This is a genomic window from Actinomadura sp. 1N219 (genome assembly GCF_044326405.1).
In the GTDB taxonomy this organism is placed as follows: domain Bacteria; phylum Actinomycetota; class Actinomycetes; order Streptosporangiales; family Streptosporangiaceae; genus Spirillospora.
Genome location: NZ_JBIRAY010000016.1, coordinates 18,597 through 31,088 on the forward strand (window position 1 = coordinate 18,597; position 12,492 = coordinate 31,088).

12 protein-coding genes are annotated in these 12,492 nt (G+C 72.7%); 8 read left to right on the forward strand and 4 right to left on the reverse strand.

Translation table 11 applies throughout. From position 1 onward, the window contains the following. The first annotated feature begins 5 nt into the window (after positions 1–5). Positions 6–1,469, forward strand: a complete 1,464-nt coding sequence (locus ACH35V_RS35580; RefSeq protein ID WP_395979263.1) for an MFS transporter — start codon at positions 6–8, stop codon at positions 1,467–1,469. Between the two features lie 15 nt (positions 1,470–1,484). On the opposite strand, the gene ACH35V_RS35585 is transcribed toward ACH35V_RS35580, so the two are convergent. Both ACH35V_RS35585 and ACH35V_RS35590 read right to left on the reverse strand, forming a co-directional pair. Continuing rightward, positions 1,485–1,844: a hypothetical protein gene (locus ACH35V_RS35585; protein WP_395979264.1), complete on the reverse strand. Its 360-nt coding sequence runs from the start codon at positions 1,842–1,844 to the stop codon at positions 1,485–1,487. 129 nt (positions 1,845–1,973) lie between these two features. Continuing rightward, positions 1,974–2,891 carry a hypothetical protein gene (locus ACH35V_RS35590; protein ID WP_395979265.1) on the reverse strand — a complete coding sequence of 306 codons (918 nt, stop codon included), beginning with the start codon at positions 2,889–2,891 and terminating at the stop codon, positions 1,974–1,976. Between the two features lie 44 nt (positions 2,892–2,935). On the opposite strand from ACH35V_RS35590, the gene ACH35V_RS35595 reads away from it, so the two are divergent. Then, the gene (locus tag ACH35V_RS35595; protein ID WP_395979266.1) at positions 2,936–3,772 is read left to right on the forward strand and encodes a 2,3,4,5-tetrahydropyridine-2,6-dicarboxylate N-succinyltransferase; all 837 of its coding nucleotides are present in this window, start codon (positions 2,936–2,938) and stop codon (positions 3,770–3,772) included. On the opposite strand, the gene ACH35V_RS35600 is transcribed toward ACH35V_RS35595, so the two are convergent. Beyond that, positions 3,762–4,439, reverse strand: coding sequence for a 4'-phosphopantetheinyl transferase family protein (locus ACH35V_RS35600; protein ID WP_395979384.1), 678 nt, complete (start codon positions 4,437–4,439; stop codon positions 3,762–3,764). The two genes, ACH35V_RS35595 and ACH35V_RS35600, sit on opposite strands and share 11 nt — an antisense overlap. Positions 4,440–4,467: 28 nt before the next feature. On the opposite strand from ACH35V_RS35600, the gene dapE reads away from it, so the two are divergent. Further along, positions 4,468–5,544 carry a succinyl-diaminopimelate desuccinylase gene (gene dapE, locus ACH35V_RS35605; protein ID WP_395979267.1) on the forward strand — a complete coding sequence of 359 codons (1,077 nt, stop codon included), beginning with the start codon at positions 4,468–4,470 and terminating at the stop codon, positions 5,542–5,544. Further along, positions 5,541–6,341, forward strand: coding sequence for a TIGR00730 family Rossman fold protein (locus ACH35V_RS35610; protein ID WP_395979268.1), 801 nt, complete (start codon positions 5,541–5,543; stop codon positions 6,339–6,341). The genes dapE and ACH35V_RS35610 overlap by 4 nt, the downstream gene beginning before the upstream one ends. On the opposite strand, the gene ACH35V_RS35615 is transcribed toward ACH35V_RS35610, so the two are convergent. After that, a complete protein-coding gene (locus ACH35V_RS35615; RefSeq protein WP_395979269.1) occupies positions 6,292–7,242 on the reverse strand; it encodes an NAD(P)-dependent oxidoreductase in 951 nt (316 codons plus the stop codon). The genes ACH35V_RS35610 and ACH35V_RS35615 overlap by 50 nt on opposite strands. 66 nt (positions 7,243–7,308) lie before the next feature. Here ACH35V_RS35615 and ACH35V_RS35620 point away from each other — a divergent pair, with 66 nt between their 5' ends. The 4 genes from ACH35V_RS35620 (at position 7,309) to ACH35V_RS35635 (ending at position 12,413) form a co-directional block, all read left to right on the forward strand. Further along, entirely contained in the window at positions 7,309–7,923 is a 615-nt protein-coding gene (locus ACH35V_RS35620) for a TetR/AcrR family transcriptional regulator (RefSeq protein WP_395979270.1), read from the forward strand. Positions 7,924–8,062: 139 nt separating this feature from the next. After that, complete coding sequence (locus tag ACH35V_RS35625) at positions 8,063–10,618, forward strand: DUF4118 domain-containing protein (protein ID WP_395979271.1); 2,556 nt, start codon at positions 8,063–8,065, stop codon at positions 10,616–10,618. Then, positions 10,615–11,280: a response regulator gene (locus ACH35V_RS35630; protein ID WP_395979272.1), complete on the forward strand. Its 666-nt coding sequence runs from the start codon at positions 10,615–10,617 to the stop codon at positions 11,278–11,280. The genes ACH35V_RS35625 and ACH35V_RS35630 overlap by 4 nt, the downstream gene beginning before the upstream one ends. 65 nt (positions 11,281–11,345) lie before the next feature. Further along, entirely contained in the window at positions 11,346–12,413 is a 1,068-nt protein-coding gene (locus ACH35V_RS35635) for a S1C family serine protease (RefSeq protein WP_395979273.1), read from the forward strand. Positions 12,414–12,492 lie beyond the last annotated feature (79 nt).

Genomic DNA, 12,492 nt, shown 5'->3' on the forward strand with positions numbered 1-12,492 from the left:
TCTTCATGACGGACACCCAGTCCTTCCTCGCGACGAGGCGCGGCAAGCTGACGCTGACGCTGCTGTGCTCCATCGCGTTCCTGGACTTCATCGACGCCTCGATCGTCAACGTGGCGCTGCCCGCCGTCCGGCAGGACCTGGACTTCTCCGTCCAGGACCTGCAGTGGGTGCCGAGCGGCTACCTGCTCACCTACGGCGGGTTCATGCTGCTCGGCGGACGCCTCGCCGACCTGCTCGGCCGCCGCCGCGTCGTCCTCGTCGGGACGGTGCTGTTCTCGCTGTCGTCCCTGGCCGGCGGCCTTGCGGTCAACTCCGGGATGCTGGTCGGGGCGCGGCTCGCGCAGGGCGCCGGGGCGGCGCTGATGCTGCCCGGGACGCTCTCGATCCTGACGACGATGTTCAAGGAGGGCGGCGACCGCGCCAAGGCGCTCGGCGTCTGGGGCGGCGTCGCGGGCGGCGCGAACGCGGCCGGCGTCCTGCTCGGCGGGCTGCTCACCGACGGCCTCGGCTGGCGCTGGGTGATGCTCGTGAACTTCCCGGTCAGCGTCCTGGTGATCATCGGGCTGTTCCTGCTGGTGGACGGCGACCGCCGCTCCGCCCGCCTGAAGAGCTTCGACCTGGGCGGGACGGCCCTGGTCACCGGCGGCATGCTGCTGCTCGTCTTCACCCTCGTCAAGGCCCCCGAGGTCGGCTGGGACTCGGCCCGCACCATCGGCGGCCTCGCCGGGACGGCCGTGCTGCTGGCCGCGTTCGCCGTCAACGAGCAGCGCCACCGCAGCCCGCTGCTGCCCCTGTCGATCTTCCGCGTGCGGGGCCTCGCCGTCACCGACGTCGCCTACCTCGTCGCCGTCGCCGGGCTGGCCTCGATGTTCTTCTTCCTCAGCCTCTACATGGTCAACGTCCTCGGCTACTCCCCGCTGAAGACCGGCTCCGCGTACCTGCCGCTGTGCTTCGGCGTCGGCATCGCCGCGGGCGTCACCCCGAGCCTGCTCGCCCGCACCGGCACCCGCCCGCTGATCGTCGGGAGCCTGCTCGTGACGGGCGCGGGGATCTTCTGGCTGTCCCGCATCCCGGTGGACGGCGCGTACCTCACCGATCTCCTGCCGGGCCTGCTGGTCACCTCGCTGGGCCTCGGCGTGGTGTTCGTCGCCATCACCACCGCCGCGAACGCGAACGTCCCCGCGGACAAGGCCGGGCTCGCCGCCGCGCTGCTCAACTCCTCGCAGCAGATCGGCGGCGCGCTCGGCCTGGCGATCTTCTCCGCGGTCGCCACGTCCCACACGAACGGCCTGCTGGCCGACGGCAAGCCCGTCGCGGAGGCGCTGACCTCCGGCTTCGCGAGGGCGCTCCTGGTGTGCAGTGTTTTCCTCGCCGTCGCCGCCGTCGTCGCCCTCCGCGCCGCGAACACCCGAGGCGAGGCGTCCGACGCGGAGACCGTCGAGGCCACCGACCCCGTCCCCGTCAAATAGGGACGCGGCAGGACGTCACCACACCACGAAGGCGCTCAAGCCGGGTGCGGGCAGGGACGGCAGGAACCGGTTGCGGCTGACCTGGGCGACGACCTCGCCCTCGCAGTCCCGTTCCGCGAAGACGTACATGACGAACTGGCCCCCGCCGGTATTTCCGGCCGACAGGACGGGGAACGGCGCGTTCGTGCATCCTTCGAGCGGGCTGAAGGTCGTCGCCGTCCCCGTGAAATCGGCTCCGCTCCAGCCGCATTGCGAGCGCTCGGGGCAGCCGGGCGGGCTGCCGGGGGACGCGGCCGAGGCGTGGGCGGCGGGGAGCAGGGCGAGTGCGGCGGTGATGGAGGCGGTGAGAGCGATGCGGGAAGGCGTTCGCCACATGGGAGCCACTCCTTTCGCGAGTGTTCCGCCCATGAACGCACGAAGCGCCTTCATGATCAACGACCGGAAGCGGACAGCGCCGGTCGCCGGGCAGTGCCGGTCGCCGGGCAGTGCCGGTTGCCGGGCGGGTCACTGGATGATGACGGTGTCCTCGCGGGCGTCCTTGTCGTCCGTCCAGCCGTCGTGGCCCGCGTCGGCCTGCCAGTGGCGTCCCGCGTAGCGGACCTCGGTGAGGCCGTAGACCTGCGCGTGCGTCACGGCCCACGCCGCCACGGCCCAGCCCGCCCGCGTGTTCGTGACCTTCACCGCGTTCCAGGAGCCGGGGTTCGAGGCCGCGCCCGTCGTGAGCGGGCTCGGGCCGCCGACGCGGACCTTGCTCCCGAACGCGCGCCGCATCTCCCGGATCGCCTCCGGGCGGCGGGACGCGGCCCGCTTGCCGGGCGGGTACCAGCAGCGCGCAGTGCCCGCCTCGCGTCCGGTGAACGCCGCCGCGAGGAGCCTGCCGTCGTCCTCGTGCTGGGCGTAGGCGCGGCCGTCCGCGCTGCGCTGGACGGTCTGCGCCGCGTCGTGCAGGTCGCGGTCCAGGTAGCCCTTCACCTTGACCAGCGCGTTGAAGAACTTCGTGGTGGACTCGACGGGGTCGCGGAGCTTGTGCGGAGGGCCCCAGCCCTGCGACGGGCGCTGCTGGAACATGCCGACCGAGTCGCGGTCGCCGCCCGGCAGGTTGCGGATGTGGGACTCCTGGATCGCGGTCGCGTAGGCGATCACCGCGGCCCGCTCGGGCAGCTGCTTGCGGAACGCCACGGCGGCGATCGTGGCGGAGTTGGCGCCCTGCTCCAGGTCGAGCGGCATCTTCCCGATGCTCGTGCTCACCTCGCAGCCGGTGCCGTGCAGGTACGGGCGGGCCTTCTGGAAGAGCGTGTAGGCGCCGACGCCGAGCAGCACCAGGACGACGGTCACGCCCGCCGCCCAGCGCCGCCCGCGGCGGCGTCCCCCGTGGTCAGGCCCCTCGCCGGGGCCCGCCTTCTCCCTCGCCCAAACAGCCACGCGTTGAAGGTACCGGCAGACGGCCCCCAGTAAGCTCATGGCCCATGACCGAAACGTTCACCAGCCCGATCTCCGGCGGCATCGACGAGCTGTGGGAGCGGCGCGCCGACCTCACCCCGGACGACGCCGGCGCGCGCACCGCCATCGTGGCCGCCGTCGACCAGCTCGACTCCGGCGAGGCCCGCGTCGCCCGCATCGACCCCGGCACCGGCGAGGTCGTCGTCGACGAGCGGGCCAAGCGCGCGATCCTGCTGAGCTTCAAGGTCCTCGGCATGGTGCGCTCCCAGGTCGGCGACTTCCGGTACCACGACCGCATCCCGCTCAAGACCCGGCTGGACGGCGTCCGCGTCGTCCCGGGCGCGATCGCCCGCTGGGGCTCCCACCTCGCGCCCGGCGTGGTGCTGATGCCGTCGTTCACCAACATCGGCGCCTACGTCGACTCCGGCACGATGGTCGACACGTGGGCGACCGTGGGGTCCTGCGCGCAGATCGGCAAGAACGTCCACCTGTCGGGGGGCGTGGGCATCGGCGGCGTGCTGGAGCCGCCCAACGCCAAGCCCGTGATCATCGAGGACGAGGCCATGATCGGCAGCCGGTCGATGATCGTCGAGGGGGCCCGGGTGGGGCGCGGCGCCGTCATCGGGTCCGGGACGAACCTGTCGGCGTCCATGCCGGTCATCGACGTCGAGACGGGCGAGGAGGTCGCCCGCGGCCGCGTCCCCGACTGGTGCGTCGCCGTCGGCGGCACCCGCTACAAGGAGTTCAAGGGCGGCACGTTCGGCCTCCCCGCGGTGCTGATCCTCAAGCGCCTCGAAGAGGGGCAGCGGCACGACAAGGCGTCCCTCAACGACATCCTGAGGGACCACGGCATCAACACGTGACCTCGGTGATCTTGAGGGGGCGGTCGGTGAGGACGGCGGCCGCGGCGGCGTAGCCGGGCCCCGGGTCGAGATCGGCGAGGCGGACGGGAGACACCGCCGCCGCACCGGCCCACGCGACGACCTCGGCCGCGTCGTCGGGGGCCGAGACGTGGATGTCCGTCATCGGCGCGGCCAGGCCGTGGCCCGTCGCCTTCAGGAGCGCCTCCTTGCGCGTCCAGTAGCGGTGGAAGCCGCGCCGCTTGTCGTCCATGGCCGCGAGAGCGGTGCGCTCGGGGGCGGACAGGACCATCTCGGCGAGCCGGTCGATGTCGCGGTCGTTCTCCTGCTCCACGTCCACGCCGACCTCGGCGCCCTCGGCCAGGACGATGACGACCCTGTCGCCCGAGTGGGAGAGCGAGAAGTCCACGGCCGACCCGGGAAGGCGCGGCTTGCCGTGGGTGCCCGCGCAGTGGGGGCAGTCGGTCGTGAACCGGATGGTCCGCGGGTCCAGCCCGGTGGCCTCGGCCAGGGCCGTCCGGGCGAGGAACCGTCCGGTGACGAACCGGGCCTTGTCCTCGGGCCGGCGGAAACGTTCGTAGCGGTCGCGCTCCCCGTCGTCGAGGAGGCCGCGCATCTCGGGGGTGTCGGCAGGGCGCGCCCAACGCACAGCGCACTCAAGCACAGGCATGTCCACGACGCGATGATAAGACTTGGGGATGGGGCTTGATCTGTTCTCGGACGTGGCGGACCTCACGGCGGCCGTCGTCGACATCGAGTCGGTGAGCGGTGCGGAGAAGGCGCTCGCCGACGCCGTGGAGGAGGCGCTGCGGGCGTTTCCGCATCTGGCCGTGGAGCGCGTCGGGAACAACGTCGTCGCCCGGACCCAGCTCGGGCGGGCTGAGCGGGTCGTCCTGGCCGGGCATCTCGACACCGTGCCGCTGAACGGGAATCTGCCGTCGCGGGTGGACGGGGAGCGGCTCTACGGGTGCGGGACGACCGACATGAAGAGCGGAGTCGCGGTCGCGCTGCGGCTCGCCGCCACCGTTGTCGAGCCGACTCGCGACATCACGTACGTGTTCTACGAGTGCGAGGAGATCGAGGCCGAGCACAACGGGCTGCGCAAGCTCGCGGCGGACCGCCCGGAGCTGCTCGCGGGCGACTTCGCCGTGCTGATGGAGCCGACCGGCGCGCAGATCGAGGGCGGCTGCCAGGGGACGCTGCGCGCCGAGGTCACGGCCGCGGGGGAGCGGGCGCACAGCGCGCGGGCGTGGATGGGGTCGAACGCGATCCATACGGCCGGGCAGATCCTGGACGTGCTGCGCGCCTACGAGCCGACCCGTCCGGTTGTGGACGGGCTGGAATTCCGCGAGGGCCTGAACGCGGTGTTCATCAGCGGTGGCGTCGCGGGAAATGTCATCCCGGACGAATGCGTCGTCACCGTGAATTACCGGTTCGCGCCCGACAAGTCCGTCGCTGAGGCCGAGGCGTACGTTCGGGAAATCTTCGACGGCTTCCAGGTGACGGTCACCGACACCGCGTCCGCGGCCCGTCCCGGGCTGACGCATCCGGCGGCGGCCGCGTTCGTCGCGTCCAGCGGGGCCGGCGTCCGCGCCAAGCTCGGCTGGACGGACGTGGCCCGCTTCTCCGAACTCGGCGTCCCGGCCGTCAACTACGGGCCAGGCGAGCCGACCCTCGCGCACACGAAGGACGAATACGTCGACATTCCCCTCATCGCCGAGTGCGAGCAACGCATGCGCATGTGGCTGGAGGGTCCTACTAACGTGGGTCCATGACATCGGATGTGAACTCCCGCTCGCGCCGGCAGGGACCGGCCATGCTGCGGGGACGGGCCGTCCCCCAGACCACCACCGACCAGCGGCTGCTCGACGGCCGCGGCCCGGCCGACTGGGTGCACGCCGACCCCTGGCGCGTGCTGCGGATCCAGGCGGAGTTCGTGGAGGGCTTCGGGCTCCTCGCCGAGCTGCCGAAGGCCGTCAGCGTCTTCGGCAGCGCCCGCACGAAGCCGGGCAACGAGGAGTACGGGCTCGCGGTGGAGATCGGCGCCCGGCTGCACGACGCCGGCTACGCCGTGATCACCGGCGGCGGGCCGGGGATCATGGAGGCGGCCAACAAGGGCTGCGACGACAACGGCGGGCTGTCGGTCGGGCTCGGCATCGAGCTTCCGTTCGAGCAGAAGCTCAACGACCACATCGGCATCGGGCTTGAGTTCCGCTACTTCTTCGTCCGCAAGACGATGTTCGTGAAGTACTCGCAGGCGTTCGTGGTGCTGCCCGGCGGGTTCGGGACGCTGGACGAGCTGTTCGAGGCGATCACCCTCGTCCAGACCAGGAAGATCACCCGGTTCCCGATCGTGCTGGTCGGGACGGAGTTCTGGGGCGGCCTGCTCGACTGGATCGAGAAGTCCATGCTGCCCAGCGGCAAGATCTCCCCGCAGGACCTGGACCTGATCCACCTCACCGACGACCCGGACGAGGTCGTCCAGATCATCATCGACGGCCACACCCGGGCCCAGCAGGAGATCATCGAATCCCGGGCGTCGGCGGAAGCGGGGGAGACCGCCGGGGAGTGACCGCCCGTTCCAGGCCGGTGCGCGACTCGATTGCCCGGACGACCGCCGCCATGTCCGCCCCGCCGTGCCCCAGCGCCAGGGTCTCGCCGTAGAGGGCGTGGCAGGCGTCCAGCAGCGGCGAGGCGATGCCGGCGTCCCTGGCGGCCTCCGCGACCAGGCGGTTGTTGTCCAGGACGTTGGCGATGGACGCCTGGACGGCGAAGTCGCGCTCGACGAGCTTGTGCGACTTCGCGCGTGACACGGTGCTCGCCATCGGGCCGGCGTCGAGGATGTCGCGGAGGCGGTGCTCGTCCAGGCCGTACCGGGCGGCGAAGTGGAACGCCTCCGCCAGCCCGGTGACCATCGTGATCAGGAACAGGTTGACCGAGAGTTTCATCAGCAGCGCGTTCGGCACCGGCCCGCACTCGAACGACTCGTGGCACATCGGCCCGAGCAGCGGGCGGACGGCGGCCACGGCCGCGGGGTCGCCCGCCAGCATCGCGACCAGCTGCCCCGCCTCGGCGGGCCCGCGCGAGCCGGACACCGGCGCCTCGGCGTAGCGGCCCCCGGCGGCGCGGACGTCGGCTTCGAGGCCGCGCGAGTAGCCAGGGGACGTCGTGCCCATGTGGACGATCACGCGCCCTGCGACGTTCGCGGCGAAGGCGGGCGTGCCGCGTGCCAGCACGGAGTCGATCGCGGGCCCGTCGGCCAGCATGAGGAATACGACGCGGGCGCGGCGGCACACGTCGGCGGGGCTCGCCGCCACCGCCGCCCCGGCCGCCCGCAGTGGCTCGCACTTCGCCGCGGTGCGATTCCAGACGACGAGACCTGTACCCACGCGGGCGCCGGCGGCGCGGGCGAGGTTGAGCGCCATGGGCTGGCCCATAACCCCGAGACCGATGAAACCGATGTCCGAACTCATCGCCGCCTCCGGCCGCGCCGTCGTCCGATCTTGCGAGTTATGACAACGGTCATGATAATGGCCCAGGTGAAAGACGCAACAGCCGAAAGTCGCGGGCCGCGGGAGCGGATGGTGTTCAGCGCGGCGCAGCTCATCCGCCGCGACGGCGTCACCGCCACGGGCCTGCGGGACGTCGCCGAGCACGCCGGGGCGCCGCGCGGTTCGCTGCAGCACTACTTCCCGGGCGGCAAGGAACAGCTGGTCAACGAGGCCGTGGAGTGGGCGGGCCGGTACGCGGCCAAGCGCGTCGCGCGGTTCATGTCCGCGATGGCGCGTCCCACGCCGGGCAGGCTGTTCGAGGCAATGGCCCGCCAGTGGATCGACGAGTACCGGACGGCGGGCTTCGCGAAGGGCTGCCCGGTCGCGGCGGCGACCGTCGACTGCTCGGACACCGTCGAGTCGACGCGGTCCGCGACCGCCGCCGCGTTCGCGGACTGGCGGCGGCCGGTGGCGCGGGAGCTGGCCGCGATGGGCGTCCCGTCCCGGCAGGCGGACGCGCTCGCCACGCTGATGATCAGCTCGCTGGAGGGCGCGATCCTGATGGCGCGGGCGGAGCGGAGCGTCCGTCCGCTGCGGACGGTGACGCGCGAGCTGGGCCCCTACCTGGACTCCTGCGTCGAACGGGCCGCCGAAGGGCCCTGAGCGCCGGGCCGCGTATGGATCGCGTGAAGATGGCGGACGGGGGCGTAGGGAACGCGTCAAGACCGGCGGAAAGCGTCCGAAACGGGTGTTTTCTGCAGGCACGGCAGGCCCCCCTACCAGGGCTGAGAGGATGGAGAGCATGGCCAGAGGGCAGCTCCGCATCTACCTGGGGGCCGCCCCGGGGGTCGGGAAGACCTACGCCATGCTGGCGGAGGCGCGGCGGCGGCGGGACCGCGGCACCGACGTCGTCGTCGGCTACGTCGAGACGCACGGCCGCCCGCGCACCGCCGCCCTCCTCGACGGCCTGGAGGTCCTGCCGCGCGCGACGATCACGCACCGGGGCGCCGAGTTCACCGAGCTGGACGTGCCCGCCGTGCTGCGCCGCGCCCCTGATGTGGTGCTGGTGGACGAGCTCGCCCACACCAACGTCCCCGGCAGCCGCCACGACAAGCGCTGGCGGGACGTCGAGGAGATCCTCGACGCCGGCATCGACGTGATCACGACCGTGAACGTCCAGCATCTGGAGTCGGTCAACGACGTCGTGGAGAACATCACCGGGGTGCCGCAGCGGGAGACCGTCCCGGACGAGGTGGTCCGCACCGCCGGGCAGGTCGAGCTGGTCGACATGGCTCCGGAGGCGCTGCGCCGCCGGATGGCGCACGGCAACATCTACACCCCGGAGAAGGTCGACGCCGCCCTCTCCAACTACTTCCGCGTCGGGAACCTCACGGCGCTGCGCGAGCTGGCGCTGCTGTGGCTCGCGGGCAAGGTGGACGATCAGCTCGACCGGTACCGCGCCGACCACGGCATCGGCGGCACCTGGGAGGCGCGGGAGCGGATCGTGGTCGCGCTCACCGGCGGTCCTGAGGGCGAGACGCTGCTGCGCCGCGCTACCCGCATCGCCGCCCGGTCCAAGGGCGCCGACCTGCTCGCCGTGCACGTGACGCGCGGCGACGCGCTGAGCGGCGCCCTGAATGGTGCACAGGCCCGCGACCTGGCCCGGCAGCGGGAGATCGTGGAGGGGCTCGGCGGTACGTTCCACCAGGTCGTCGGCGACGACATCCCGCGCGCCCTGCTGGACTTCGCGCGGGCCGTCAACGCGACGCAGCTCGTCCTCGGCATCTCCCGGCGGGGCAGGCTCGCGCAGCTGCTGCGGCCGGGGATCGGGGTGACGACCACCGCGCTGTCCGGGACGATCGACGTCCACATGGTCACCCACGACCAGGCCAGGCAGGGCATCCGCCGGACGGTCCGCGACCAGGGGCTGTCGGCGCGCCGCCGCGCCGCCGGGTTCCTGGTCGCGGCGGGCGGGCTGCCGCTGCTGACGTTCGGGCTGGCGGAGGCGCGTCCGGCGCTGTCGCTGCCGTCCGACATCCTGTTCTTCCTGGCGGCCGTCGTCGGGATCGCGCTGGTCGGCGGGATGTGGCCCGCGCTGTTCACCGCGGTCGCCGGGTTCCTCCTGCTCAACTGGTTCTTCACGCCGCCGCTCTACCGGTTCACCGTCGCCGAGCAGGAGAACATCATCGCGCTCGCGGTGTTCGTGCTGGTCGGCGTCGGCGTCAGCATGGTCGTCGACAACGCCGCGCGGCGGTCGCGGGAGGCCGTGAAGCTCGGCAGCGAGGCGGGGCTGCTGTCCGCGCTCGCCGGGAACGTCCTGCGCGGCGAGCGCGCCCTGGACACCCTGCTCGGACGGATGCGCGAGACGTTCGGGCTCACGTCCGTGACCCTGCTCGAACGGCCGGTGCCCGCCACGCCCGACAGCCACGGCGACCCGGCCGACTGGCGGATCGTCGCGACGGTCGGCGGGCGCCCGTGCACGTCGCCGGGCGAGGGCGACACCGAGATCCCGGCGGGCGACGACCTGACGCTGGCGATCCGCGGCCGTCCGCTTCCGGCGGGGGACCGGCGCGTGCTGGAGGCGTTCGCCGTCCAGGCGGCGGGCGCGCTGCGCCAGCAGCGGCTGGAGGCGGAGGCGGGACGGGCCCGCCCCCTGGAGGAGGCCGACAAGATGCGGACCGCGCTGCTCAACGCCGTCAGCCACGACCTGCGCACGCCGCTGGCCTCGGCGAAGGCCGCCGTCGACAGCCTCGGCACCACCTCGGTCGACTGGACGCCCGAGGAGCGCGCCGAACTGCTCGACACCGCCGCCCAGTCCCTCGACCGGCTCGACCGGCTGGTCGCCAACCTGCTCGACATGAGCCGGTTGCAGGCGGGCGTCCTCGGCATCGCCGCGCAGCCCATCGCCCTGGACGAGATCATGCCCCGCGCCCTGGACGACATCGGCGACACCGGGGACCTGGTCACCGTCCGGCTCGATCCGCGGCTGCCGGAGGTGACCGCCGACCCGGCGCTGCTGGAGCGCGTCCTGGTCAACCTGATCGCGAACGCGCTGCGGCACAGCCCGCCGGACGAGCCCGTCCTGATCACGGCCGGGGCCATCAAGGACCGGGTCGAGCTGCGGATCGCCGACCGCGGCCCCGGCGTCCCGCCCGCCGACCGGGAACGGATCTTCCTGCCGTTCCAGCGGCTCGGCGACCGCGACAACCACACCGGCGTCGGGCTCGGTCTGGCGCTGGCCCGCGGGCTCACCGAGGCGATGGGCGGTGAGCTGGTCCCCGAGGACACCCCGGGCGGCGGCCTCACCATGATCGTCGCGCTCCCCGTCCACCGGTCCAGCCGGGGGGAGGCGCCGTGACGCGAGTGCTGGTCGTGGACGACGAGCCGCAGCTCCTGCGGGCCCTGCGCATCAACCTGCGCGCCCGCGACTACGACGTGGAGACCGCCGCCGACGGCACGACCGCGCTCCGCCGGGCGGGCGCGTCGCCGCCCGACCTGGTCGTCCTCGACCTCGGGCTGCCCGACATCCCGGGCGTCGACGTCATCCACGGGCTGCGCGGCTGGACGCGGGTGCCGATCATCGTCCTGTCCGGCCGGGCCGGCAGCCAGGACAAGGTCGAGGCGCTGGAGGCGGGCGCCGACGACTACGTCACCAAGCCGTTCGACATCGAGGAGCTGGTCGCCCGCATCCGCGCCGTGTCCCGCCGCGTGCCGGCGACCGGCGAGGTGGCGCGGGTGGACGTCGGCGACCACACCGTCGACCTCGCGGGCAAGACGGTCAGCGGCGGCGTCCGGCTGACCCCGACCGAATGGCATCTGCTGGAGATCCTGATCCGCAACCCCGGCAAGCTGATCAGCCAGCAGCAGCTCCTGACGACGGTCTGGGGCCCGTCCTACCGGCGCGAGACCCACTACCTGCGCCAGTACATGGCCCAGCTCCGCCGCAAGCTCGAAGCCGACCCCGCGCACCCGAGGCACCTGCTGACCGAGCCCGGGATGGGCTACCGCTTCCAGCCGTGACCCCTCCGAGCTCCCATGCCTGATCTCCGGGAGGAGGGAAGGACTCCGTCCGGGAGGTGGGGAGCGTGGAAAGGAAAGCCAAGGTCAAAGCATGCGCGGCAGTGGTGGCGGCGGGGACGCTGGCGCTCGCGGGGTGCAGCGGCGACGAGGGCGCCGGGACGACGGCCGCGCAGACGTCCGCCCCGGTCAGCACCGGGCCGGCGGCGGATCTCCAGCAGCAGTACGAGAAGGTCGTGGACGCCGTCCTGCCGTCGGTCGTGAAGATCCAGACCGACCAGGGCGAGGGCTCTGGGGTCGTCTACGACGGGCAGGGCAACATCGTCACGAACGCGCACGTGGTCGCGGGCGCGAAGAAGATCCAGGTGACGGCCGCCAGCGGCGGCTCGCCGCTGAACGCGGGCCTCGTGGGCGCGTTCGCGGCCGACGACCTCGCCGTGGTCAAGGTGTCCGGCGGGTCGCTGCGGCCGGCGTCGTGGGGCGAGTCGGGCAAGGCGGAGGTCGGGCAGATCGTCCTGGCGATGGGGAACCCGCTGGGCCTCGCGGGAAGCGTCACGAACGGGATCGTGTCCGCGCTGCACCGGACGGTCTCGACCAAGGGCGAGGGCGGCTTCCAGGGTTCGACGATCGCCGACGCCATCCAGACCAGCGCGGCGATCAACCCGGGCAACAGCGGCGGGGCCCTGGTCACGCTGAGCGGCCAGGTGATCGGCGTGCCGACCGCCGCCGCGTCGGACCCGTCGATCGGCGCGCCGGCGGCCGGGATCGGGTTCGCGACGCCGAGCGACACGGTGAAGCGGATCGTCCCGCAGCTCATCCAGTCGGGGAAGGTGTCGGACTCGGGGCGGGCGGCGCTCGGCGTGACGGTCCGGACGATCGTCGACCCGCAGAGCGGGCAGCGGTCCGCGGTCGCGGTCGTGGAGGTCGAGCGGGACGGCGGCGCCGCGAAGGCGGGGGTCGAGCCGGGCGACCTGATCCTGTCGGTGAACGGCACGGCCACGCCCGACCAGACGGCGCTGTCGTCGGTGCTCGCGACCCTCAAGCCCGGCGGTGTCGCGAACGTCCAGATCCAGCGGCGGGACGGGACGAAGAAGCAGGTCCAGGTGACGCTCGGCGAGCTTCCCGGCGGCGGCTGACCCCGCCTCGACAACCGCCCCTGTACAGAGGTACAGTGTACATCGGTACAGTTTACTGAACGTATGTACAGGTGGTGCG